Annotated in this window: 22 protein-coding genes; 9 read left to right on the top strand and 13 right to left on the bottom strand. The window is 59.1% G+C overall.

Annotation, left to right across the window (positions count from 1 at the left end; translation table 11 throughout):
* Positions 1-37: 37 nt before the first annotated feature.
* Both LOC68_RS20985 and LOC68_RS20990 read right to left on the bottom strand, forming a co-directional pair.
* Positions 38-1,042, bottom strand: a complete 1,005-nt coding sequence (locus LOC68_RS20985) for a sugar phosphate isomerase/epimerase family protein (RefSeq protein WP_230222372.1) — start codon at positions 1,040-1,042, stop codon at positions 38-40.
* Between the two features lie 263 nt (positions 1,043-1,305).
* Positions 1,306-2,838: an RNA polymerase sigma factor RpoD/SigA gene (locus tag LOC68_RS20990; RefSeq protein ID WP_230222374.1), complete on the bottom strand. Its 1,533-nt coding sequence runs from the start codon at positions 2,836-2,838 to the stop codon at positions 1,306-1,308.
* Between the two features lie 542 nt (positions 2,839-3,380).
* Between LOC68_RS20990 and LOC68_RS20995 the strand changes: the two genes are divergently transcribed.
* Positions 3,381-4,169 (top strand): enoyl-CoA hydratase/isomerase family protein, encoded by a 789-nt coding sequence (locus LOC68_RS20995; protein WP_230222376.1) that lies wholly within the window; start codon positions 3,381-3,383, stop codon positions 4,167-4,169.
* Positions 4,170-4,287: 118 nt separating this feature from the next.
* Here the strand turns inward: LOC68_RS20995 and LOC68_RS21000 are convergent, their stop codons facing one another.
* The gene (locus LOC68_RS21000) at positions 4,288-4,557 is read right to left on the bottom strand and encodes a ribosomal protein L7/L12 (RefSeq protein WP_230222378.1); all 270 of its coding nucleotides are present in this window, start codon (positions 4,555-4,557) and stop codon (positions 4,288-4,290) included.
* A 248-nt stretch (positions 4,558-4,805) separates the two neighbouring features.
* Here LOC68_RS21000 and LOC68_RS21005 point away from each other — a divergent pair, with 248 nt between their 5' ends.
* The 3 genes from LOC68_RS21005 (at position 4,806) to glnD (ending at position 10,675) form a co-directional block, all read left to right on the top strand.
* The gene (locus LOC68_RS21005; protein WP_230222380.1) at positions 4,806-6,155 is read left to right on the top strand and encodes an MFS transporter; all 1,350 of its coding nucleotides are present in this window, start codon (positions 4,806-4,808) and stop codon (positions 6,153-6,155) included.
* 83 nt (positions 6,156-6,238) lie between these two features.
* A complete protein-coding gene (locus LOC68_RS21010) occupies positions 6,239-7,918 on the top strand; it encodes an FAD-dependent oxidoreductase (RefSeq protein WP_230222381.1) in 1,680 nt (559 codons plus the stop codon).
* Positions 7,919-8,026: 108 nt separating this feature from the next.
* Complete coding sequence (glnD, locus tag LOC68_RS21015) at positions 8,027-10,675, top strand: [protein-PII] uridylyltransferase (protein WP_230222383.1); 2,649 nt, start codon at positions 8,027-8,029, stop codon at positions 10,673-10,675.
* A gap of 12 nt (positions 10,676-10,687) precedes the next feature.
* Here the strand turns inward: glnD and LOC68_RS21020 are convergent, their stop codons facing one another.
* From LOC68_RS21020 to LOC68_RS21030, 3 genes are all read right to left on the bottom strand, one after another.
* Positions 10,688-12,046 carry a DUF1570 domain-containing protein gene (locus LOC68_RS21020; RefSeq protein WP_230222385.1) on the bottom strand — a complete coding sequence of 453 codons (1,359 nt, stop codon included), beginning with the start codon at positions 12,044-12,046 and terminating at the stop codon, positions 10,688-10,690.
* An 86-nt stretch (positions 12,047-12,132) separates the two neighbouring features.
* Complete coding sequence (locus LOC68_RS21025; RefSeq protein ID WP_230222387.1) at positions 12,133-12,576, bottom strand: hypothetical protein; 444 nt, start codon at positions 12,574-12,576, stop codon at positions 12,133-12,135.
* A gap of 167 nt (positions 12,577-12,743) precedes the next feature.
* Positions 12,744-13,766 carry a DUF3500 domain-containing protein gene (locus tag LOC68_RS21030; protein WP_230222389.1) on the bottom strand — a complete coding sequence of 341 codons (1,023 nt, stop codon included), beginning with the start codon at positions 13,764-13,766 and terminating at the stop codon, positions 12,744-12,746.
* Between the two features lie 335 nt (positions 13,767-14,101).
* Here LOC68_RS21030 and LOC68_RS21035 point away from each other — a divergent pair, with 335 nt between their 5' ends.
* From LOC68_RS21035 to LOC68_RS21045, 3 genes are all read left to right on the top strand, one after another.
* On the top strand, positions 14,102-14,503 hold the full coding sequence (locus tag LOC68_RS21035) for a PTS sugar transporter subunit IIA (protein WP_230222390.1): 402 nt from the start codon (positions 14,102-14,104) through the stop codon (positions 14,501-14,503).
* A gap of 47 nt (positions 14,504-14,550) precedes the next feature.
* On the top strand, positions 14,551-15,258 hold the full coding sequence (locus tag LOC68_RS21040; RefSeq protein ID WP_230222392.1) for a class I SAM-dependent methyltransferase: 708 nt from the start codon (positions 14,551-14,553) through the stop codon (positions 15,256-15,258).
* A 116-nt stretch (positions 15,259-15,374) separates the two neighbouring features.
* Positions 15,375-17,558: a sialate O-acetylesterase gene (locus tag LOC68_RS21045; protein ID WP_230222394.1), complete on the top strand. Its 2,184-nt coding sequence runs from the start codon at positions 15,375-15,377 to the stop codon at positions 17,556-17,558.
* Positions 17,559-17,579: 21 nt separating this feature from the next.
* Here LOC68_RS21045 and LOC68_RS21050 read toward each other — a convergent pair whose 3' ends face one another.
* On the bottom strand, positions 17,580-18,197 hold the full coding sequence (locus tag LOC68_RS21050; RefSeq protein WP_230222396.1) for a hypothetical protein: 618 nt from the start codon (positions 18,195-18,197) through the stop codon (positions 17,580-17,582).
* A 215-nt stretch (positions 18,198-18,412) separates the two neighbouring features.
* On the opposite strand from LOC68_RS21050, the gene LOC68_RS21055 reads away from it, so the two are divergent.
* Entirely contained in the window at positions 18,413-19,138 is a 726-nt protein-coding gene (locus LOC68_RS21055; RefSeq protein WP_230222398.1) for an SGNH/GDSL hydrolase family protein, read from the top strand.
* A gap of 3 nt (positions 19,139-19,141) precedes the next feature.
* Here LOC68_RS21055 and LOC68_RS21060 read toward each other — a convergent pair whose 3' ends face one another.
* On the bottom strand, positions 19,142-19,381 hold the full coding sequence (locus LOC68_RS21060; RefSeq protein ID WP_230222400.1) for a hypothetical protein: 240 nt from the start codon (positions 19,379-19,381) through the stop codon (positions 19,142-19,144).
* Between the two features lie 40 nt (positions 19,382-19,421).
* Entirely contained in the window at positions 19,422-19,649 is a 228-nt protein-coding gene (locus tag LOC68_RS21065; RefSeq protein WP_230222402.1) for a hypothetical protein, read from the bottom strand.
* A gap of 192 nt (positions 19,650-19,841) precedes the next feature.
* On the opposite strand from LOC68_RS21065, the gene LOC68_RS21070 reads away from it, so the two are divergent.
* A complete protein-coding gene (locus LOC68_RS21070) occupies positions 19,842-21,029 on the top strand; it encodes a DUF6268 family outer membrane beta-barrel protein (protein ID WP_230222404.1) in 1,188 nt (395 codons plus the stop codon).
* 93 nt (positions 21,030-21,122) lie between these two features.
* On the opposite strand, the gene LOC68_RS21075 is transcribed toward LOC68_RS21070, so the two are convergent.
* The 4 genes from LOC68_RS21075 to LOC68_RS21090 form a co-directional block, all read right to left on the bottom strand.
* A complete protein-coding gene (locus LOC68_RS21075; RefSeq protein ID WP_230222406.1) occupies positions 21,123-21,428 on the bottom strand; it encodes a type II toxin-antitoxin system RelE/ParE family toxin in 306 nt (101 codons plus the stop codon).
* Positions 21,421-21,648 carry an addiction module protein gene (locus tag LOC68_RS21080; RefSeq protein ID WP_230222407.1) on the bottom strand — a complete coding sequence of 76 codons (228 nt, stop codon included), beginning with the start codon at positions 21,646-21,648 and terminating at the stop codon, positions 21,421-21,423. Before LOC68_RS21080 ends, LOC68_RS21075 begins: the two co-directional genes overlap by 8 nt.
* 97 nt (positions 21,649-21,745) lie before the next feature.
* Positions 21,746-22,477 carry an SUKH-4 family immunity protein gene (locus LOC68_RS21085; protein ID WP_230222409.1) on the bottom strand — a complete coding sequence of 244 codons (732 nt, stop codon included), beginning with the start codon at positions 22,475-22,477 and terminating at the stop codon, positions 21,746-21,748.
* A gap of 360 nt (positions 22,478-22,837) precedes the next feature.
* Positions 22,838-23,941 carry a serine hydrolase domain-containing protein gene (locus tag LOC68_RS21090; RefSeq protein WP_230222411.1) on the bottom strand — a complete coding sequence of 368 codons (1,104 nt, stop codon included), beginning with the start codon at positions 23,939-23,941 and terminating at the stop codon, positions 22,838-22,840.
* Between the last annotated feature and the right edge of the window lie 580 nt (positions 23,942-24,521).

The following is a 24,521-nucleotide window of genomic DNA, read 5'->3' on the forward strand; positions in this document are numbered from 1 at the left end:
CGGCCTCGGATTGTAGCGATATTAGCGACGAATTCGCTTATTGCTTCTCTTTGTCGAACGCGGCGTCGAAGGCGACGTTGCTCGGCGTGAAGTCCATGTCGCGGACGAACTGGCACGATTCTTCGGCGCCGTGCATCCGGTCCATGCCCGAGTCTTCCCATTCGACCGACAGCGGTCCTTGGTAGCCGATGTCGTTCAGAGCGCGGATGATCTCTTCAAAGTTGACGCCGCCGTGGCCCGGGCTGCGGAAGTTCCAACCGCGGCGATAGTCGCCGAAGTCGATGTGGCTTCCCAGGATGCCGCTCTTGCCGTTCAGCGTGACGATCGCGTCTTTGACGTGGACGTTGTAGATGCGATCGGGGAAGGCGCGGATGAATTCGACCGGATCAATCCCTTGCCACAGCAAGTGGCTCGGATCGAAGTTGAAGCCGAACTCTTCGCGACCGCCGACCGCGTCCAGGGCTCGCTGAGCCGAGTAGATGTCGAAGGCGATTTCGGTCGGGTGAACTTCCAGGGCGAACTTCACGCCGCATTCGCCGAAGACGTCGAGGATCGGATTCCAGCGATCGGCGAACAGCTGGAAGCCGTCGTCGATCATCTTGGGAGGAACCGGCGGGAAGCTGTAGAGCAAGTGCCAGATGCTGCTGCCGGTAAAGCCGTTCACCACGTCGACGCCGAACTTTTGAGCGGCGCGAGCGGTCGCTTTCATTTCTTCCGCGGCGCGAGCGTTGACGCCGGCCGGATCGCCGTCGCCCCAAACGTAGGCGGGCAGGATCGACTTGTGACGTTCGTCAATGATGTCGCAGACCGCCTGGCCGACCAAGTGCGCACTGATCGCAAGGCACTGCAGGTCATACTTCTCCAGCTGTTCCCGCTTCTTTTCGCAGTAGTCGGCTTCGGCGTTGGCGCGATCGACTTCGAAGTGGTCCCCCCAGCAGGCGAGTTCCAGGCCGTCGAAACCGAAGTCGCGCATCGCCTTGGCCATGTCGTCCAGTTTCAAGTCGGCCCATTGTCCGGTGAACATCATAACGGGTCGTGCCATGTGGAGCTCCTCTTAGGCGTCGTAGATAGATAGGAAGGGGTGTGGCGATCGCGTGCGACCTGATCTCGCCGCCAGGCGGGTCGCACGAAACAGGTATTTTGCCCCTTCCCAAGCCGGCGTGCAACCTGTCGCCTGAGAAGCGCACAGCGGCGCCAAGAATGGCGAGCAAGAAAAGGGGAGAGGACGAGTCCAGTGGTTGTCGCCTGGTGGACTCGCCCTCTCACGCACCCAAAGATTGAGAGCCTTATCGCGAAGGTCGGGCCTTACGCGGTTTCGGCATGATCGACGACCATTTCGTCGACCCCTTCCAGAAAGCTGGCCAAACCGCGGCTGCGGTACGGCTGCTGAAGTTTGCGAACCGCTTTCGATTCGATCTGGCGAACGCGTTCCCGCGTGACCGAAAAGATCTTGCCGACTTCTTCCAAGGTGTAGGAGTAGCCGTCGGTCAGACCGTAACGGAGGCGGATGATTTCGCGTTCGCGATGGTTGAGCGCTTCCAGCACTTCGCACAGGCGATCTTTCAAGGCCTGCTGGTGGGTTTCGTACAGCGGGTCTTCGTCGCGATGATCTTCCAGGAACTCGCCGAAGAAGCTGTCGTCGTGATCGCCGACCGGTTGATCGAGCGAGAGGGGATTGCGATTCATCTTCAGGATGACGCGAGCGTCGTCGATCGACAGACCGGCACGTTCGGCGACTTCTTCCGCCGACGGGTCGCGACCGAGCTCTTGCAGCAGATCGCGAGTCACCGAGCGAACCTTCCCCATCGTATCGATCATGTGGACCGGCACGCGAATCGTGCGGCTTTGATCGGCGATGGCGCGGGTGATCGCCTGGCGAATCCACCATGTGGCGTAGGTCGAGAATTTATAGCCGCGTTGGTACTCGAACTTGTCGACCGCACGCATCAGGCCGGTGTTTCCTTCCTGAATCAGGTCGAGGAAGCTGAGGCCGCGATTGCGATACTTCTTGGCGATCGAGACGACCAGACGCAAGTTGCCGGCCGACAGCAAACGCTTGGCGGCGTCATATTCTTCCTGGAATTCGTCGATGCGGAGCAAGCGACGACGGAGCATGGTCGGGCTTTCGAGCGTCACCTTCATCAGGTAGCGAAGTTCGGCTCGTAGTTCGCCGACGGTCTGGCCGCCGCGAGAAACGCCGGCTTTGGTCGCTTCGTCGATCTGCACCAACAGGGCGTCCATCCGGTGCGAGATTTCCCGCAGCTTCGAGAGGAGCTGAGCGATCTTGTTGGTACGCAGGTTCAACTCTTCGATCAGGCGAACCGCTTTGGCGCGGCGGCGGATCATGTTTTTGACGGCGGCACAACGCTTGGCGAGCGGGGCCGACTTGCTGATCACCACTTTGAAGTCGGCGACGTTGCCGCTGAGCAGCTTACGGAGCGTGACCAGGTTCGGTCCGATCCGCCGCATGATGTTCTTCTTTTCTTTGGCGTTGGTGACCGAGACTTCGACGGTCCGATCGAGACGGAGCTTGCCGTCGCGAACTTGTTCGAGCAGTTGAACCGATTGCTCGAGGATGAAGTCGTTCGAGATGAACGCATGGCGAAAACGAGTTCGCCAGAATTCGATTTGACGAGCCGCGTTCACTTCTTCCTGACGCGAGAGCATCGGGATTTCGCCCATCTGCATCAGGTACATGCGGACCGGGTCGTCAATCTGGCTGTCGTCACTGGGATCTTCAAACAGCTCATCTTGTTCGTCAGCGGCTTCTGCCGAATAGCGACGGGCTTCGTCTTGGTCGAAGTCATCGTTATCGAAAGCGTCATGCGCGTGAACCATTAGGTGCGTTCTCCACAAGAGTTCTGACTGGGCGACCGCGAGTCAGCGATCAGGCGACGATCCACATAGAAGCAGCGTCCGTGCCGAACCCATACCGAACGGTCGCAAATCGACCTAAACGCAGTCCCTCACACGCTTTAAAATTTTGTAGCGACGCCTCCTGGGCGATTTTCATGTTGCCGGAGAGCATCATCCGGCATGGTTTGGTGATAACGAACAACGACAGCAAGCCTCGGATTAGCTGTTTGGAAGGTGGGGACCCTGGCCGGAAGATTGATAGAACTCCTTTAAGCGTTACTAATTAGGTCTGTTTCAACCGCGCCAAAGTTCCACAAAACTGCGGGAATAAGCGACGTTGATCAGACGCAACATGTTCGATTCTTCACTTATGCCCCCGACGGGGATAATCCCTGTAATGGCGATATTTATCGTAAGTCTTTACTGCTAGATGACTTGTCGCGATTCTGCGGTTTTCGCTATTATGAAAACAGCGGAATTATTCCAACTGTCCGTCGCAACCGGTCGAGGCTGGCGTGATCAAAATGAGCGAACCGATCGTTGTCGTAAAAAAGCATGTCCCGCTCGGGACGATCATTTTGAACCGTCCAGAGAAGCGCAACGCACTCTCACGGGCGATGGTCGAGGACCTGGAGCAGGCGTTTCGCGACCTGCATGCCGAGAAGAGCGTGCGAGCGGTTTTGCTGACCGGAGCCGGCAGTGCGTTCTGCTCTGGCTTGGACTTGGCCGAAATGCATGCCGCGGCCGGCGAAGAAGACTCGTTCGATCGCTGGCGCGACGACGTGGTGCGGCTCCGCGACTTGTACGAAGTGATGCTCCGCTTCCCCAAGCCGATCATCGCCGCGGTCAATGGACCAGCCGTCGCGGGAGGAGCGGGACTCGTGCTCGCGGCCGACTTTGCGATCGCTTGTTCCGCAGCGACGTTCGGCTTTCCGGAGCCGCGACGCGGCGTGATCTCCGGGATCTGCGCTCCGCTGCTGACCTTCCGCGTTGGCGGATCGCATGCGGCCCGGCTGCTGCTGATGGCCGAGACGATCACCGCCCAGCGAGCCGAAGCGATCGGCGTCTTTCAAGAGTTGGTTCCCCACGAAAAGCTGTGGGCCCGGGGGATGGAAATCGCCAATGAGATCGCCCTCTCAGCGGACGAAGCGATTCAGTTGACTAAGCGAATGCTGAACGAAACGATCGGCGAAACGCTGGAAACTTTCCTCTCCGCCGGCGCCGCCGCCAGCGCGACCAGCCGCACTACCGAAGCGGCCGCCGAAGGAATGAAGGCGTTCCTGGAGAAACGCGAGCCGAAATGGCCGACGTAGGAACTCGTGGTGCCATGCTCTTGCCGCGTCTTCGCGGGATGAGCATGTCTTCATTGCGTAATACCAGGGCAAAGACATGCTCACTCGGCTATCGCCGTGAGAGCATGGCACCATGAATCTACGCGAACAGCCAGGCGGCTGTTCCGGCGCCAAGCACCGCGGCGCCTAGCAGGATCATCCCGCTGCAACCGACCGAACTGGCTTTGTCGAGTTCGCCGTCGGCGACCATTTTCGCTTCGATTTGCTCGACCAGATCTTTCGCTTCTTTGAGCCCGCGTCCGGTCTGTTCGCGAAGGAGCTTGATCGCGGCGATCTTCTGGCGTTCTTTGATCAGCCGTTTGATTTCGTCGAGTTGACCATCGGTCGAATCTTCGTTTTCTACGTCCATGAAACAACTTTCTTTTGGCGACCTAAAAGTGGGGCGGCGGTTCCGAAGTGTAGCCCATATCACGCTGTTGCCAACGGTAGGGGCGAAACCGACGTCGATTGGGGTCCCGGATGGAACAATCTTGGCGATTTTACGGCGAAGTCGTCTTGTGCGGCGGGCGATGGCTCTTGAAAATTCGACGTGACAGGTCGCATGCGGTCTAAGCCGCGTCCTTGCCTTCCGTTTCCCACCTAGGACATCGCCACTCCATGTCTGACTCTCCTCGACTAACTTTCGTCCAGTGGACGGTCTGCGTGATCGCCGCGATCGGGTTCGCCTTTGATATCTACGAACTGCTGATGCTGCCGCTGATCGTGCGGCCGGCGCTGCAAGAGTTGATCGGAGCGGCGCCGGGATCGCCGCAGTTCAATCTCTGGGTGGGGCTCCTCTTCTTCGTGCCGGCGATGGTCGGCGGCGTCTTCGGTTTGGTCGGGGGGTACCTGACCGACTTGCTCGGTCGACGACGCGTGTTGGTCGCGAGCATTTTGCTCTACGCGATTTCCGCCTTTGCGTCGGGGTTCAGCCCGAATGTATACGTGCTGCTTGTGCTCCGCTGTTTCACCTTCATCGGCGTCTGCGTCGAATTCGTCGCGGCGGTCGCGTGGTTGGCCGAATTGTTCCCCGATCCCAAACGTCGCGAAGCGGTCCTCGGTTTCACCCAGGCCTTTTCGTCGATCGGCGGGATGCTGGTGACCGGCGCCAACATGCTGGCGATCCACTACGGCTCGCACTTGCCGGAGATCATGGGGGGACATGAAGCGTGGCGCTACACGCTCATCTCCGGCGTGATCCCGGCGATTCCGCTTCTCGTGATTCGACCGTTCCTGCCGGAGTCGCCCGCTTGGGCCGAAAAGAAAGCGGCCGGTACGCTCAAACGGCCGAGCATCGCACAGCTCTTCTCGCCCGAACTGCGGCGAACGACGATCGTCACCACGATCATGTTCGCCTGCTCGTACGGCATCGCATTCGGCGCTTTGCAGCAAACGCCGCGTATCGTGCCGGGCTTGCCGCAGGTGAAGGAAATGACCGCTGACAAGCCGGTGCCTGAGCAAAAGAAGATCGAACAAGCGGTCGCCGCCGAAGTAAACGGCGTGCAGGAAATCGGCGGTTTAGTGGGACGTTTCATCTTGGCGGTCCTGGCGCTGGTCGTCGTCAGCCGCGTGGCGCTGATTCGGCTCTTCTTGGTGCCGGCCCTCTTCTTCGTTCCGTTTCTCTATTACTACCCGGCTCGCTACAACTTAGACATGCTCCATTACGGGATCTTTCTCGCGGGCGTGCTGACCGTCGGGCAGTTCAGCTTTTGGGGGAATTACCTACCACGGGTTTACCCGCTCCACTTGCGAGGGACCGGCGAAAGCTTCGCGGCCAACATTGGCGGCCGGATGTTCGGCACTTCGTTCGCCATGGTGACGTCGCTGTTGGCGAGCGTGATGCCGGATAAGTCGACCGCATTGGCGGCCGCCGCGGTCGCGTTCTTCGTCTGCGCCGTGGGGGTGATCGCTTCGTTCTTCTTGCCGGAACCGCCGGCCGAGGACATTGACGAGCAATTTGGGGAGTGAAATCGCCGGCACTCGGCTAGAGCCGCTGCGGTGAATTGGCATAGAATCTAGGCGTTACGTCACGCGCTTAGGAATCGCTAGCTATGCCCCAGAAAATCACGATCGTCATTGTCGGCGGAGTCGCCGGCGGCGCTTCGGCCGCCACTCGCGCTCGTCGGATGAACGAGTCGGCCGAGATCATCCTGCTGGAAAAGGACGAGCATGTCTCGTTCGCCAATTGCGGACTCCCTTACTACATTGGGGGCGAAATCGCGGAGCGGCAGAAGCTGTTGGTCGCAACGGCCGAACTGCTCCGCACGCGGTTTCGCATCGACGTCCGCGCCAATCAAGAGTGCACCAAGATCGATCGCGGCGCCAAGCAGCTGGCGGTTTGGGATCGCTTGAAGCAGGAAGACTACGAGCTGGCGTACGACAAGCTGATTCTTTCGCCGGGCGCCTCGCCGCTGGTTCCGCCGATGGAAAACGCCGACGCTCCCGGCGTGTTCACCTTGCGCAATCTGGCTGACGCCGACAAGATTCGCGAACATGCGGTCAAGACTTCGGCCCGCAAAGCGGTGGTCGTCGGCGCCGGATTCATCGGCTTGGAGATGGTCGAGCAGTTCCACCGCTTGGAGCTGAAAGTCGCGTTGGCCGAACTGCAAACGCAAGTCTTGCCGCCGCTTGATCCGGAGATGTCGTACCCGCTGGAGAAGGCGCTCCGCGATCGAGACATTCAGCTTTACCTGGGGGACGGCATCGCCGGCATCATGACCGACGAGCGAGGAAACGCGTCTGGCGTCAAACTGCAAAGCGGCGAAGCGGCTACCGGCGACCTGGTGGTGCTGGGACTGGGCGTTCGCGCCAATGTGCAACTCGCGAAAGATGCGGGCCTGGAGATTGGCGCCACCGGCGGCATTGCGGTCAATCGCTTCTCGCAAACGTCCGATCCCGATATCTACGCCGTCGGGGATGCGGCCGAATATCCGTATGGCCCGACCGGCAAGCAGCAGCGGGTTCCGCTCGCGGGACCGGCGAATCGCGCTGGTCGCTTGGCTGGCGAACATGCGGCGACCGGCAGCTCGGCCGAGATGCCCGACGTGCAAGGAACCGCGATCGTCCGCGCGTTTGATCAAGCGGCAGGGATCACCGGGCTGAGCATGAAGATGGCTCGACGACTCGGCTTTGATCCGCTGAGCGTCACGATCGCCGCCAACCATCACGCCGGCTACTATCCTGGCGCCAAGCAGCTGGCGCTGAAATTGATCTTCGCCAAAGAGAGTGGGAAGATCCTGGGGGCGCAGTGCGCCGGCATCGAAGGGGTCGACAAACGGATTGACGTGATCGCCACCGCAATGCAAATGGGGGCGACTGTTCGTCAGCTGGCCGGCGTCGATCTTTGCTACGCTCCGCCGTTTGGCTCGGCGAAGGATCCGGTTCATATGGCGGCGTTTTCGGCCTGCAACTATCTGGACGGTGTCGACACCTTCCTGGAAAGCGACGCTGATCTGGAAGGTCGCCAGGTGATTGACGTTCGAACCCCGAAGGAAGTGAGCGCCAAACCGCTGGCGGGGGCCGACCATGCCGTCCCGATTCCGGTCGACGAACTGCGGCAACGACTAGGGGAACTCGATCCGGCGAAACCGACCGTCGTATCGTGCGGCGTTGGCATTCGTGCCCATGCGGCGGCCCGTATCTTGCGGCAAAACGGATTTTCCGACGTGCAGAACTTGTCCGGCGGCGCCTTGGTGCGGGAGTGGGCCGTCGCGAAACGAACTACCGAGTAAGTTTTTATCCCGCAACCCGGCGGCGCCGATTAACCTAGTAGGGGTCGGCAAATCCGGACGACTCGGCTCCCCTTACGTTACTCGCCTCCGCCAAGCCCCAGACAATCGATGAATTCAGCGATCCGCCTGCGACCCAGCGTTCTGAAAGCCAAAGAAACGCTGGCCAAAGGCCGCGAGAAACTTCGCCTGCAACATGATCAAGGTTCGCCCGGCGTGCAGGTCTGCACCCGGCTGACCGATCTGTTCGACCAGGTCGTTCTCGATTTGTTCGAAGCGGCGCTGGTCGATTTGGGGGAAGATGGTCCGGACGGTTTGGCGTCGAAGATCACGCTCGTCCCGCACGGCGGATATGGGCGGCGCGATGTGGCGCCTTATTCCGACGTCGACCTGATGATCCTGCATCATCCGAAAGCCTTTCCGCGTGCGGCCGAGCTGGCGAAGCGGATGGTGCAAGACATGTCGGACGTCGGGCTCGTACTGGGGCATAGTTTGCGAACGCCGAGCCAGGCGATCGGTCTTGGCTTGTCAGACGCGACGATTTTTACCTCGCTGGCCGAGAACCGTTATCTGACCGGGAGCGTATCGCTCTTCCGCACGTTCGCCGATCAGCTGCGCAATCGCGCTTGTCGCCGCTTCCGTTCGTTGTTCTATGGAATCCTGCAGGCTCGGCATGCCGAACGAGTGCAGTACGGCGACGCCGTTTACTTGCTGGAACCGAACCTGAAACGCTCTCGCGGCGGCCTGCGTGGAATTCAGCTGGTGCGTTGGCTGGGGTTCGCACGCTGCGGCGAAGTCGAAATCGATTCGCTCAGTTTGCTCGGCTTGCTCTCGGATCGCGATCGCCAGATTCTGCGCAACGCGCGAAACTTCTTTCTGCAGATTCGCAACGAGATGCACTTTCACGCCGGCAAATCGAACGATCAGCTCGACCGAGGCGAACAGCTTCGTCTGGCCGATCGATACGGCTACGTCGGGACGAAGGGGATGTTGCCGGTCGAACAGTTCATGCAACAGTACTTCCTGCATTCGAGCGGCGTCCGGAGCGTCGTCAGCAACTTTATCGAAACGATTCGTCCCCGTTCGATCTTCTACCACACGCTCGCGCCGCTGATGACGCACCGCGTCGATCGCGACATTTATGTCGGTCCGTCGGTGATCAGCACCTCGAAGCGTTGGAAAACGGAGAAGAGCGGTCAGATCTCTGAGATCTTGCGGTTGATGGACTTGGCCAACTTGTACGATCGTTGGATTGATCATCCGACGTGGGAATCGGTCCGGTTACGGATGCAGACGATCGGCGAGATTCAGCTCGACGACGAGGGACGCAAGCGGTTTCTCTCGATCATGTCGCAGCCGCCTCGTTTGGGCGAGTTGCTCAGCCGCTTGAATGAGCTCGGCGTACTTGAGAAGATTATCCCCGGCATGTCGCACGCGAAAGGGCTGCTCCAGTTCAATCAATATCACAAGTACACCGTCGACGTTCACTGCATCGAGACGGTTCGCTGTGCGACGAAGTTCCAGGATCGTGATGACGCGCTCGGCGAAGCGTATCGCTCGCTCCGCTCCAAGCGGATCCTGCATTTGGCGCTCCTGATTCATGACCTGGGAAAAGGTTTTGAAGAAGACCACAGCGACGTCGGCGCTCGTTACGCGCTGGAGACCGCCGCCAAACTGCAACTGACGCCGCGCGAAGCGGAGTCGCTCCGTTACCTGGTGCAAAACCATCTTGTCATGTCTCACTTGGCGTTTCGTCGTGATACGACTGACAAGGAATTGGTCGTCCGGTTTGCGGTCGACGTCGGTTCGCCGGAACTGCTGAAGATGCTCTTCGTGATGACCTGCGCCGACTTCGACGGCGTTGGGCCGGGCGTCTTGAACGACTGGAAGGTCCGCGTATTGGCGGAACTCTATCGCGCGGCGATGGGGCACTTGGGAGTGGAGCTGGCAGGGGAGTCGTCGACCCGTTCACGCAACAAGCGCCAACGGCTCGAACAACTCGCGCAGAAGCAGGAGAATCAGGCTTGGTTTCAGCGACAGCTTGAGGCGCTGCCGGCAAGTTACTTGAAAGAGACCCCAGCCGAGCAGATCATCGCGGAGTTGTCGCAACTGCAAAAGCTGCCGGCCGACGACGCCTTCGTCAGCACGACGTATCTCGCGGATCGCGATGTGGTGGAGATCACCGTCGGCACCCATGAACAAACCGTTCCCGGCGTCTTTCATCGGATCGCCGGCGCCGTTAGCAGTTTGCGGATGAGCATTCTTTCGGCCGAGATTAACACGCTCGACGGCGGCCTGGTGCTTGATCGCTTCTTCGTCGTGGATCAAGAGTCGAGCGGCGCTCCGGCCGCCGAGCGGATGGGCGACCTGGCGACGAAGATCAAAAACATGGTGCTCGATAAAAACGACGCGCCTCCCAACTTCCGCGCTCGCTGGACCAGCAAAGCGACCCGAACCGCCGCTCACGTGCAAGTCTTGCCGACCCAGGTCAAAATCGACAACGATACGTCCGAGATCTATACGATTATCGAAATCTTTGCTCACAACCGGGTCGGTCTCCTCTACGCAATTGCGAGGGAGATTTTCCAGCTAGGGCTCAGTGTGGCGATCGCCAAAATCGCCACCCACTTGGATCAAGTGGTCGACGTCTTCTACGTCGCTGACGAGAAGGGACGCAAGATCGAGGACGAAGGGCGATTGCAAGAGATCAGTCGCCGCCTGGGAGAAGCGGTCGACGAGTTCCGCGCTCAGAACGACTAGGCGAGCCGCTGGCTACCGATCAGGCAAATTCTCAACGTACTCGCGCCACTGGGGCTCAAACTGATCGAGCGACTTACCCAGCAGATTCTCTAGCCGCTGTCGTCGGCTAGTGCCGCCGGTGACCATCTGCTCCAATCGGTTGCCTTCGAACAGCCGCTCTTCGAACACCAGCCGCCAAGCCAGCCCCCAGGCCAATGCGTAGTCGAGCTGCTCGCGGTGCGGCGACATCGTCAGCACGAAGGCTGCGCTATCTCGTTCCAGCAGTTCGGCCAACAGCGGACGATCGGTCGACGCCAAGCGTTGCTTTAGTTCAGCGACCAGATCGGACGGAGGAGCGTCGATGCGAAACGAGTCTTCTTCCAACTGGCCATGTTCAAACAGCTGCGCGAGTCCTTCGTTCAGCCAGATCGGCACGTCGTAGTCGGCCACCGGAAAGACGAAGCACTCGAGGTAGGCGTGAAACGCTTCGTGATAAATCTGCCGCGTCGTATCTTCAATCGCTTTTTCCAACGCATCGGCGTTCGTCCGTTCGACGGCGCGAATGCGGGTCAGCGCTTCCTGGCGTTGGCGCTGGAACGCTTCGCGGCGGACCGAGACTTCCTGTTCGATCTCTTCCGGCTTGATCTTCGCGGCAGCCAATTCTTTGCGATAGGCGTCAAGCCGCGCCGGCAATTCGCGTCGGAGCGTTTCCCACCAGGCCGTCTGTCGCTGATGCTCTTGCGCGGCTTGCTTCGCCTGGCTTTGGAGCCTGCGAAAGTCGGTTCCAACCAGGATGAGTCGTTCCTGCGGAAGGAAGATCGCCGGATTGCGGACCGTCGCGCCAAAGGTGGCCGTGTAGTCGGCGTACTCGCGCATGTCGTCGAAGACGATGATCCGCAGTCGCACATCGCTGTCCCGGCGGGGAGGAATCATGTGCTGAAACGCCTGCGACGCTTGATCCATGCGAACCGCCAGGCGGCGCGTCAGCGATTCGTCGAGTCGGCTGTAAAAGTCGTAGCCTTCCGCCGAAACGATTCGATAGTCGACGCCATCCTGCTTGACCGGCTTTATCTGAATCGTCTCGCGATTCTCCGCTTCGATTTGCAGACGATTGCGGAGCCGTTCGACGCGTTGGATCAATTGAGGGCGAGCCGCTTCGTCCGCTTTGGCGATCGCGCGAATCTCGTTCTTCGGATAGTTGCGGACGACGCCGAACGTCGGTTTGCCGGCCGGTTGCACGATCTCCAGAAAGTCGACGCCGTCATCCTGTTGCGCCAGGATGATTCCTTGCAGCGTTCGGCCGTCGCTCAGCGTTAGCGTATCGCTCTCGGCCGCGGCGAGGATGGTCCCCCAGCCGAGGAGCAGCAAGAGCGATAGAGTTCGGATCAGCACGCCGGGCCTGCGGGGAAGGAGGAAGCGGAACGAAGGGGGCGTCCTTCATTCTTTGCGTAAATCGCCCGCGTGGCAACCGCGTCCGACTAGGCCGGTTTGTTGGGAGTGATCCGCCGCACCAATCGGCAACCCAATTGGTAGCAGACGGTTCCATCGCACTGCATCTCGCGGACATGGACCAGTTCGGCTTCAAAAAAGCGGAACGGGGCGATGCCGATCGCCAAAATGAAGCGGGCATGCGTCGGTTTGCTTGGCAGCATGAACGAGATGCCGGTCGATGAGATGTCATAGAACTTCGCATGCCGGAACCGAGCGGTCGGCGGCAAGTTCTCGCCGTCATATTCGGCGTACATCTGCGTCGTTTGGAAGGGGTGTCGCGGACTCCGTCGGCGTTCACGCATCACTTCGACGTCGTCGAAGTCGTCCCCCAGTAAAGCGTCCAGCGACGCTTCTACATCGAGAGTTTGCGACGCCTCATCGGCAAACTCCTCGAGTAGTTGGAAGCATTCAAGCTGGTTCGGCTTATTCATAGGTTTTGCGCAAACAGATTCGGGTCTGGCGGAAACACCACATCCGAAACCTACGCCTGAAACGTCCCGTTGCCAAATCATCTAGTCCTATCAGGTTGCGGCGAATCGCATTCAGCGGGACATGTGAGCTGGTCGTGACGATTGTAGGGGCGTCAAAGCCCTACAAGCTAACCCGTATTTGTCGCAACTTCGGGGGTATCGGCCACATTCACCCAGACGTGGACGTGCGGGCTACCTCGATAGTGCCAAACGAACGACGGTCCCTCGAGCCGCCAGATGTCCCAGACCTGGTCGTTTCCAAGGTCGTCTTCCTTGAAGAAGGCGAGACGGCACTCGTCCAGGCCGCCGTTCTTATCCAAGCAAGCGACGACCTCGTCTCGATCCGATTGGCGATAGGGGGCGAGCAGCGTCTGCAGAACCTTCTGCACCCCTTCCTTTTGATCGCTCGAAAGGTCGGCGACCTTGATCCCTTTGAAGTTTCCTTCCGGCCCCTGGAACTTGACGTCTTCCTCAAACGGCGCGGTCTTCAAGAGCGCTTGCTCTTGCTGCTTGCCGTCGAGCATCTTGTAAACGTTGTTTGCGGCGACCGCTTGATGCCAGAAGACGTTGCCGGGGTGATCGGGCTTTTCGTTGAAGCCTTTCGCGGCGTGACCGTAGAAGATCGGCCCGCCGAAGGCGACGTGCGGCGTCGAGTTGCCGTCGCATCGCATCGTCATGTGACGGCCGGTCATCACCATCTCGAACTTGTCTTCCCCCGGAGCGCCGAAGATCGCGATGTTTTGATCGTTGCCGAAACCGCCAGCGTCATCTTTCAATTGGCGATCGAACTTTTCAACCCAGTCCTCGGCCACAATCCCCTCAAAGATCTGGCGGATCAAATGCTTTTGATCGCTGGTGAAGTAATTGCTGTTGATGACCGGCTTGGTGATGTGCCAGTTGTTCTGGACGCGGGTTCGCAGCAGACCGCGCGAGTCGGTATGGTCCCACGGCAAGCAGAGTTCTTTCTTCTGCTTTTCGTTCATCGAGTCGTACAGGACCTTGACCAACGTTTCCGGCGTTTTCGCGTCGGCCGCCGGCTTCGTTTCTTCCCCCAAAAGCAGACCTGGCGCAGTCGCAGCCAATGCGGCGCCGGCTCCGGCCGTTTTCAAGAACTGACGACGATCGACGGAAGAAGAGCGATCCAAGGTCATATCGGGACTCCGAAAAAGAAGGCAGAGTAGGGGGGAGTGATTTATTAGAATGTGGTTAAGGAACCTTAGCAAACGTTTTTGCGTAGATTCTTCGCTCGCTAGCGGGACGTCAGGCTGACGCGACCGCCCGAGTGTGATAAGACTCACAAAAGTCGAACTCCAAATTCGCAGCAGCGGCACTTTCAAAGGCGGAACACATGGCGCCGGCGTCGCGTACTCCTGAGGGGGAGCCAAATCGTTGTCCTCTATGTGGGAACTCGATTGTGATTTTTCCGTCTCATCCGCCCGGAGACGCACCCTGTCCGAATTGTGGGAGTTTACTTTGGTGGCCGGCCTTGGATCCCGACGGGGGCTTTCAGTTTCTCGTTGGCGACGGGGCGATTTACGAGTTGACCGCCACGACGAAGATCGAGGCGCTGGCGACGCTTGTCGAATTGCTTGTAGAAAATGGGGGACTCGCGTCGAGCATCGCGCCAGTCGCATTGGAGGCCTTATATCGTCGCGAAGAATTAGGATCGACGGCGATCGGCGGGGGAATCGCAATTCCACACGCTCGGATCGATGAGATGGAGCGCGTGGTCGGCGTCATTGGTCATGCGCCTCAGGGGATCGACTTCGAGAGTCCAGACGGAGCCCCGGTGACAAAGCTGTTTCTCCTGCTGACGTCCAAAGGTGAAGTGGGACGTTATCTAGAAGCGTTGGAAAAAATCGCCCGCGCGCTTCGTGCGACGAATTGAAAATCGAACTGACATCGGGGATGGACCATAGCGAGAGGAAGAAGATCATGGACAAAGATGCGATCGATTCGGTCAAAGCCCTCTTCGAGCAGTGGGAACTGTACGACGCCGTCATCCAGCATGACTACATGCAGCATCAGACGTTGGCGGCGGCGATCCAGCAGTACGCCGCCGCGAAACAGCTGGCGGGGCGAGCGCTTGATCTCGGTTGCGGCGACAGTTACCTGGCGGCCCGTGCGCTCGGCGAACTGCCGCTGACCGAATATGCCGGCGTGGATCTGTCGGAGTCGGCGCTGCAGCGCGCGAAGGAGCGCTGGGCCGAAAGTCCGATTCCCGCCACCTTCTCCCAAAGCGACTTCGCCACCTACTTGCCTGATCAGGCGGCCGCTTCCTTTGACCTGGTGCTAGGGAGCTATTCGATCCATCACTTCTCGCCCGAGCGGAAAGAGTGGTTGCTTGGCGAGATTCGTCGCGTCTTGAAACCGACCGGCTCTTTCATCTGGTCCGACATCGTCTGCTGCGAAGGTCAGACGTATACCGCGTGCATTGATCAATTGGCGATCGCCATGCGCAGCGAGTGGAATCAACTGACGTCGCGACAACTCGACATCGCCATCGAGCACATCCGCGCCTCCGACTTCCCCGAGACCGAAGCCTGGATGATCGAGAAATCAGCGGCGGCCGGGCTCCGCTTCGACGCCAAGTTGATGGAAAAGCCCCATTTTTCGGCGTATGCTTTTGTGCCCAGCACTTAGACTGCTGGGGACGGCGGCACGGTTTCTTCCCCTTGCGCCGGCGATTATCTTAGTACGAAGCGGCTGACAGGCCGCTTTTCCCATCCCTGCATCCCTATCACCCCCCGCACAACATCATGACTCGACTTCGATTCGTCCCTGCGCTGTTGTTGTTGGCGCTGGTCGCATTTTCCGCGACGCCTGCCGCCGCCGAAATTCGCCTGCCTGGCTTCTTTGGCGATCATATGGTCTTGCAACAAGAGATGCCGCTGCCGGTTTGGGGCTGGGCCGATCCGGGCCAACAGGTCACGGTGACTCTCGGCGGTAACAAAGCGACCGCCACGGCCGACGCCAAGGGAAACTGGAAAGTCGAACTTCCGGCGATGAAGGCCGGTGGCGGCCCGCAGAAGTTGACCGCGACCTCCGGCGATCAGACCGTGACGCTTAGCGATATTCTGCTCGGTGAAGTCTGGCTCTGCTCTGGTCAGTCGAATATGGAATGGACGGTTCAGTCGTCAACCAACGCCGGGGCAGAAATCGCCGCGGCCAACTATCCCGAAATCCGCCAGATCAAATTCAATCATCTCACTTCGGCTGCTCCGCAGAATGACGTGAGCGGAACCTGGCAGATCTGCTCGCCGCAAACGGCCGGCGGCTTCACCGCGTGCGGCTACTTCATGGCTCGCACCTTGTACAAAGAACTGAATGTGCCGGTCGGCCTGATCAACTCGTCGTGGGGCGGTACTCGCATCGAACCGTGGACCCCGCCGGTTGGTTTCGCCGGCGTTGACGAACTGAAGGACTTGTCGAGCATGGTCCAGCGCCGCACGCCGGGCACGCCCGAAAACACCGCGCTGACCAAAGGACACATGGCGGCGGTCGAAAAGTGGCTTGCCGACGCGAAAGCGAAAGAAGCGGCTGGCCAACCGATCCCGGCTAGCCCTGCTGCTCCGGACGATCTGCAGCCGCATGTCGGCGCCGGCGATCCGACGGCGATCTACAACTCGATGATTCATCCGCTGATCGGTTTGCCCTTCCGTGGCGCCATCTGGTACCAGGGAGAATCGAATCACGGCGAAGGGATGCTCTACAAGCACAAGATGGACGCGCTGATCACCGGCTGGCGCAAGATTTGGAACATGGGAGATTTCCCGTTCTTCTACGTCCAGATCGCGCCATACATGTATGGGGACGAAAAGCCGGAAGTGTTGCCGATCTTCTGGGAAGCGCAAGCGGCCGCTCTCGACATTCCGAACACCGGCATGGTCGTGATCAATGACGTCGCCACGCTGAACGACATTCACCCGCCGAAGAAGCAGGAAGTTGGCCTGCGTCTGGCGAACCTCGCCTTGCGTGACGTCTACGACAAGCAGGATGTCGTCGCCGATGGGCCGACCTTCAAAGAGCTGAAGCAAGAGAAGGGCGCCTTGCGAGTCGTCTTCGACAACGTCGCCGGCGGCCTCAAGTCGCGCGACGATCAGCCGCTGACCGATTTCGAGGTGATCGGCGTCGACAGCGGTTGGGTGAAGGCCGACGCCAGGATTGACGGAGACTCGGTCATCCTCACCTCGAAGGAAATCGACCAGCCTGTCGCGATGCGATTCGCCTGGAATAAGGCGGCCGAACCGAACCTGGTCAACAGCGCCGGTCTGCCGACCTCGGCGTTCCGCGCCGGCGAAGTGCCGAAGCCTGACGCGTTGCCGAAAGTGGGCGCCGCGAAAGGGTTCAAGCTGATCTATGACCTTGACCTGGCGACCCTGCCGCAAGGGATCAAGTACGACGTCGACAACAGCAAGCAGCCGATTCAATTCGATCGAATCGGCTATCTGCTGGAACTGCAAACCTCGGGCGGCGAACGGAAAGCGGCGTTCGTCTCGATGGATGCGTTCACCGACGACCTGACGAAGATCGGCGTGCCGACCTTCGCCAGCGGCGCGTCGTTTCAACAGCCGGTAAAGTCGCTGACCATTTGGGTCAGCGGCGCCGACCTGGCGACCGGAACCGATCTGGACGGGGGCAACATTGAGTTCTGGCCGAACAACTACGCCACGCAGAATTCCGCGAAGGTCCCTGGCGCTTCGGATCAGCTCTATGACTTCGGCGACGCGAAGTTTGACCCGGTCGACGGCTACGGCAGCATGCAAGTGCACAACGGCGCCGGCCAGCAGACGGTCTTCGCAATCAATCACTGGCGCGCCGGCAACGGCGCCGACATCGGCATCGGCAACAGCACCGGCGAAACCCGCGATTGGACCTTCAACGGCAACGCTTCGCAGTACACGCACAAGCGACTGCGGGTGCTGGTTCGCCCCGTGAACTAACAAAGTTCACCTTCTCGGCGACTAATCGTCGAAAGGACTCTCCATCGCATCCGCTTCCGGATTGGCTTCTCTTTCCGGAAGCTCTTCTGTGCCGCGCCGGCTCCGTATTGCGGAATAGACCACCAAGCCCAGCCCGACAATCGTCAGCCCGACGAGTCCCAGGGCGATCGTCATCAGCAGCGCGCGGCCATGCCCGCTTTGGAGAAAGAGTCTGGCGATCGCGGAGCAAACCGCGAATGCGGTGACGGAGATCATGAGCGTGCGCAGCGTGATTTGGCGGCTCGCTTGCGGATTGAGTTCCAGCATCAGACGCAACTGCACCAGCATCGTTGGCAGCGCGATAGCTTGATTGATCAGAAAGATGATCGTGAAGGGGAGAGCGGCTCTTTGGGGGCCGAGGTGGAAGGAGGAGTTCTCCAGGATCACCAGGGAGGCCGCGATCGCCGGCGCCATGAAGCCGACGGCGGCGAGCGTCCAGCGACCGCAGACGAGCGCACTGATCCCAGAGATGATTCCGGTAGCCGTACAAATCACGCCGGTCACGAGGATCGACTCGATTTCGTACGCGGCGATCAGCGTCGAAATCCCCATCGCCAACAGATGGACCGAGCAGAGCACGATGCAGATGATCTTCGTCATAGGGCTTAGGAAGGGGAGAAAAGGGGCTTGGACGTGGCAATCCGACGCTTCGGCTTTGCGGACGCGTCGCGGTAAGTCCTATTGGTAAAACGACGTAAGCCGGCATGCAAGCCAGGAGCGTTCGATTCGGCGATTCCAGGGTCGCATCTCCCCTGGCGGTCGATCACAATAGAAGCTTTGATTCCCGCCTGAAACTTCTCACCGAGGAGCGCCCCATGCCGAAGCTCGCTTTCCGTTTGTTCGCCCTGTTGTTGTCCGTCGCTCTTGTCGCTCCTGCGTTTGCGCAGAAGAAAGAAGCGGCGAAGAAGCGAACCGCCTTCGACAAGGTCGAAGATGTCGCTGGTCTGCCGCGCGTGCTGCTGATCGGCGATTCGATTTCGATCGGCTACACGATGCAGGTGCAAGACAACCTGAAAGGGATCGCCAACGTTCATCGCCCAGGGACCAACTGTGCCTCGACCAGGCAAGGAGTGCAGAGCATCGACAAGTGGCTCGGCGACGGCAAGTGGGATGTCATCCATTTCAACTGGGGCCTGCATGACCTGAAGTATGTCTTGGGGGATAGCCAGACGATCACCGCCGTCGACACGCCTGACGCGCATCCGCAAGTTTCGGTTGACGAGTACAAGGCGAACCTGGAGAAGCTCGTCTCGCGAATGGAAAAGACTGGCGCGAAGTTGGTCTGGCGCAATACGACGCCGGTGCCGGTCGAAGGTTCCAATGGCCGCATCCCCGGCGACGCAGCCAAGTACAACGAAGCGGCGCTCGAGGTATTGAAGAGCCATCCCGACGTCGTCGTCGAAGATATGTGGAGCTTCGTGAAGCCGAACCAGGACAAGTGGAAGACAAGCAAAGGCAACGTCCACTTTAACGGCACGGCCAACAAGGAACTGGGCAAGCATGTCTCGGATACGATCCAGGCGGCGCTGCCGAAGAAGTAATGGCTAGTCCGACTTCGGCCGCGGCAACGGCCGTTTGAGAAAGGTGAGCACCAGTCCGCAGCCGCAACATGCGCGGTGCGTTACTTCGTGGACCCGTGCGTAGCCGCCAAGGATCTTCCAAAACGAGGCGTCTTTCGGAACGAACGTATTGCTGCGGTACGGCTGAATCGTTCCTGATACGAATTCGCTGCCGCCGCAACATGGGCAGGCGGCAGCGACGTTTGATTCTCGAGCGTCAGGCATCTTGTCGATCTCCAGCTACATGGTTGGAACGATCCTGGGTTTAGACCAGAAAAGTTTGAATGGCGCCGCAGTCTCGACAGGCGCGATGCGCGGTATCAACTCCTCGCAGTTGTTTCCAGATCGAGTCCTGTTCGGAGACGAACACAAGCTTGACGCTTGGCACGTTGATTGGGGGACGCCCAATGAGCGTTCCCCAGGCGAAGTCGCTCCCTCCGCAAATGCCGCAGGGAGCATGCCGATTGATCCGGGGGTTCGTCTTGTTGGTCATCGCATTTTCTCCTAACCGCCTGCTTGCCGTTTACTAGCAAGCAATTCGTACGCAGATCGTCGCGCTTAGCGAAAATCGCCCCGGATTCGGTCCGATTTTGGACGTCTAATGGTCTGAAACCCTTTGACGCCAACTGTAGTATTTTGTACTGTTCGCGCTGCGCGTCGTATCGAGAAGGGATGCTCGACCAGAATGAATCGCCGGGTCTTCGTTTTGCTGCTGCTAGCGGTCTGCGCCTTGGGGCGCCAGCAGTTCGCCGCTGCGCAGTCGTTTGACCCCTTCGCCGAGCCCGCACCGGCTGAGCAAGCTGGCTATTTCGACCAGAACCCGCAGGTGATGCCGCCGGCCGAGTATGTCCCTTGGTCACAGTCGTATCAAACTCCTTCGCCTTATCAGGAAGTGGTCTATCCCCATCCGGAAGATCCGCAGACCGAGCTCTTTCAGGAAGAGATGTACTTCCTGGAAGACGAAGTGAAGAAGCCGGTGAAGAAGGGGTTGGACATCAAGAAGCGAGACCCGCTCAAGACGTACGTCTTTTGGGCGCCGGAGCAAAACCTGCGCGGCCAGAACGGCGACTTTGCGATGAGCGGGTTCAACATCGCGCTGACGCTGCCGATCTCGATGGAAGAAGGGCGGATCTGGGCGGCCAACATTTCGTACGATCAGCTCGACATCGTCTCCGACGCCTTCTTGCCCGATACCGGAATTGAAATACCGGATCACTTCTACCAGGTCAACTTCGGCGTCACGCACATGCGTTTATTGGCTAATGGTTGGCAAGCCGGCGGCAACTTGACCGTCGGCACGGCAACCAACAAGCCGTTCGACGCCATCGACGATATGACGTTGTCGGCGCTCGCCTTTGTGAACGTTCCCGTGGGGGACGGACGTGACTCGTGGAACTTCAGCCTCTTCTATTCGCCGACCAGCCAGTTGCCATATCCGCTCCCCGGCATCGCTTATCTCTGGCGTCCCAGCGAACAGTTCGAGATGAACATCGGTCTGCCGTTCGCGCTGAAGTATCGCCCGACCGAGCAACGCACCTTCTCGCTCACCTACACGCCGCTGACCAACATCAACATCCTCTTGGAGCAAGAGCTAGGCGCCAAAGTCGTCGTCTACGGGGGCTACTCGGTCAACAACAAGATCTACCTTTTGTCGGAGCGACTCGACAACAACGATCGCTTCTACTTCTTCGATCAACGTTTGACGATCGGGCTGAAGCGCGATCTCTTCTGGGGATTCTCCGCCGATCTCTCGGCCGCTTACCTGTTTGACCGAAAAGTCTTCCAGGCCCAAGGTTTCTCCAGCGACCGCATCGATCAATTCGGGATCGATCCCGGGGGACTCATCTCGCTGTCGGTCAGTTGGAGCCGCTAGGCGAGATACTGCGCCCTGTTTAACCGGGCGAAGTCTTGCCCATCGTCGCCGATTGCTTCGCCAAAACGGAGCGGATTGCTCGCTTTTGGCTCCTTATTGTCGGGCGACGATTTCCTCGGGGGGAATATCGCGCGACGTGTGGAGAATCGCCAGGACGACGGCAATTTGGTTCTCGTCTCGTAGTTGATAGTAGATCGCGTACGGAAATCGTCTCACAAGCGCTTGGCGAATCTCATTCAGAACGAGTTCGCACGAAAGCGGATATTGCTCAATTCGTTGGATGACCTGACCAATCGCCAATTCGAATTGGTATCCGACGCCAAGTCGTTTACTTTCGTACCAAGCGACGATCTCCTCCAGGTCACGATAGGCGAGCGGCGTGAACCGCACCTTAGCCATTGCGACGAGCTTCTAACGCCTGTTGGACTTCCTGCCAGCTCAGCGTGTTCTCCGGATCGGCGAGATACGCATCCTGGCGGCGTCGCAATTCTTCTTTTTGAGCCGTCGAAAGTGGAACGGTGGCGTGCTGACTGGGGATCGAATCCCAGATAGCCTGCGCCATCCGAATACGCTCATCGACGGGGATCGCGGAGAGATTGGTTAGGTCAATGTCGGCCATCGATGGTTCCGATTACGGTCAGGCTGGGACGGTAAGTACCGGCTACCTTCTAGTTTAACCGAACCTTGCTTTGCCGCCAGCAAGTTCGCGGAAGCGACTACTCTCCGCCCCCCAACACGCGCCACATCCCTTGGCGGTGATCGATCGTCCGGATCACGCTCGGCCAGTAGTTGTCGGCGCTGGCGAATGCGTTGCGGTCGATCGATCGCAGGCGGTCTTCCAACTGTGCGATGAAGTCGGCCGGGATCGTGCGGTATTCTTCCCGCTGCCGTGACCACTCGACCGCGGTTTGCAGCGATTGCGCGAATTGGAGGATGCTGGAGTTGGCCAGCGTTTGCGGCGGAATCGCGGCGATGTTGACCAGGTTGACGGCGCCGGTGGTCTTTTCGACGCAGAACGACGCGACGCCGGCCTCCGAATTGACATGGCCGATCACCAACTGCTGACTCATCCGCGCGTCGAGCTCGGAATCGAAGAAGATCCCCCAGCCGATCAGCGAGTTGTAGCCGACGATCGGATCGGCCAGCGGCGCGAACGAAATCGACTGCTCGTGGTTCCCTTCAAACAGCATTGATTTGGGGAGCCCGCACGTTTGCAGGAAGCGATGCGCTTCGTACGGCAGTTGATCGTCGACGTGATGCAGATAGAGGAGCGCCTCTTTGCCAAAGAAGGCGGCCCAGCTTGCAGCGTCGATTTCCCCCGCGTTCCACGACCGCGCAGCAGTCCGCTCCGCCGCAGGTTCAGGAATGGTATTCCAGATCGCTTGGGCCAACTTGATTCGTTCTTCTACGGGGAGAGCTGAAATGCTCGAGAGATCGATTTCCGCCATGTTGGACTCCGATTTCACGAATGAATAGTGTTGCGATCGAGAATGTCGTCATCGTACCTCACATGAGGCGAATATTCACCCCAGAAAAGTAGTGGGGCGAATTTGAGACGTTTTGCGAACCTCTCGGAGCGAATAGCCAAACTCGCTCCGAGGTAACGGAAATTCTGGGAAGCGTTTTTCAATGCGGGCGCGGGCGCCATGGCCACGGCTTTGCGTGGCCATGTATGCGTTTGAGCTATGCCGAGGAACCCTGAAGGACAAAATAGCTGCCGATTAATACAACGCCTTTGGGCTGACTTCAACTTGATTGCCAGCCCGATTCATGGCCACGCAAGGCCGTGGCCATGGCACCCGTAATAATTAACGCTTCGCCTTCAGATTCGCGATCGTCGCTTTCAATTCGGCGAGCGACTTCTCATCGGCCGGCAGCGCTTCTTCATGCAGCGCCGGTAGCAGATGGTCCCAGACGACATTTAACTCGGCTTGCATGTTGCCGGTGTGGGCGGTAATCGCAACGACCGCATCTTGATCGGGCATCACAATGCAGAACTGACCATCCTTGCCGTCACCGCGGAATGCATTGTGGCGGCAACGCCAGAACTGGAAGCCGTAACCTTGGTTCCAGTCGCTTTCCGGATTGTCGCCGTTAGAGACTTGCTTGGAAGTCGCTTTGGCGATCCACTCGGCCGGCAGGATCTGCTTGCCGTTCCAATTTCCTTTTTGCAGATAAAGCTGACCGAACTTGGCGATATCTTCGGTCTTCAGATAGAGACCGTAACCGCCGATCGATTCTCCCTGCGGGCTCTTCTCCCAAACCGGCGTCGCAATCCCGAGCGGCTGGAAGAGTCGCGGCGTCAGATATTCCAGCACCGTTTCGCCAGTCACTTTTTGCACGATCACCGACAGCATGTAGGTCGCCGGGGTGTTGTAGCGGAAGTGGGAGCCTGGCTGGTGCGGAACCGGATGCTTCAAAAAGGCGGCGGCCCAGTGGGGCTGTTCGCGCCAGTTGAGTTCGTCGTGATGGCCGGCGCTCATCGTCAGCAGATCGCGAATGGTCATCGCCTGCAAATTTTCCGATGCGTCTTCCGGCGTCAGGTCCGGGAAGAACTTCACCACTTTATCGTCCAGGCTCAACTTCCCATCAGCGATCGCCAGTCCGACGGCGGTCGACGTGAAGCTCTTGCTCAGCGACCACAGCACATGCGGCTTCTCCGCCGCTTCGGGCACCCACCACGCTTCGGCGACTACTTTGCCATGTCGCACCAGCATAAAGCTGTGCATTGAGTTAACGTCTTTGTCGGCCGCTTCGATGAACGCTTGAATCCCCTTGGACGAAACCCCTTCCGCCTCCGGAGTGCTCCGCGGCAACGCGGACGTCGAGAGGTTCTTCTCCTGGGCCAACGCGAAGCCGGCCGAGACAAACGCAACCAGGGCAAAGGCGACTAACGGTGAAATTCTTTTCATAAGGGGCTCAACTAAGTTCAGGGAAGAATTGAGGTTGGGGTGACGACCATTATCACCTCACAAAACCCCCGGTGCCATGCTCTTATCGCGTCTTCGCGAGCTAGAAGCATGTCTTCCGCCCCGGAGTGGACTGGACCGCGAGAAAAAATGACAAATGTCGAAGTTCGAATGACGAAGGAAGCACGAATGCTCCAAGGAAAAACGGTCGGTCCCATCGGCAACAGCCGATTGATAGGAGTGGACCGCAGCGCGTATTTTTTCGTTCCCGGGGTGGAGTGGACCGCGGTGCGTTTTTTTCGCCCTCGGGGTGGACTGGACCGCGGCGCGTTTTTTCTGGAACGGATCGTTCCATTTCCCATCTCCTAACCACCAATCGAATAGCGCGCAGCAGTCCCCATCACGGATCAGACGCCGCAATTTTCCTCGCCACAAAATGCCTGGCCCAAAGAAGGCTCGTCCGAGAGCCAAAGACGCGAACGCAAGATCGCCCGCAGTCACCCCGAAATCGACCACAACTCCGTGCGCTTTGTCAACAGACAAAGTTTGCCTGTCTGGGGCTTGGTGCGTCTGGACGCACCAA

This window comes from Blastopirellula sediminis (assembly GCF_020966755.1).
In the GTDB taxonomy this organism is placed as follows: domain Bacteria; phylum Planctomycetota; class Planctomycetia; order Pirellulales; family Pirellulaceae; genus Blastopirellula; species Blastopirellula sediminis.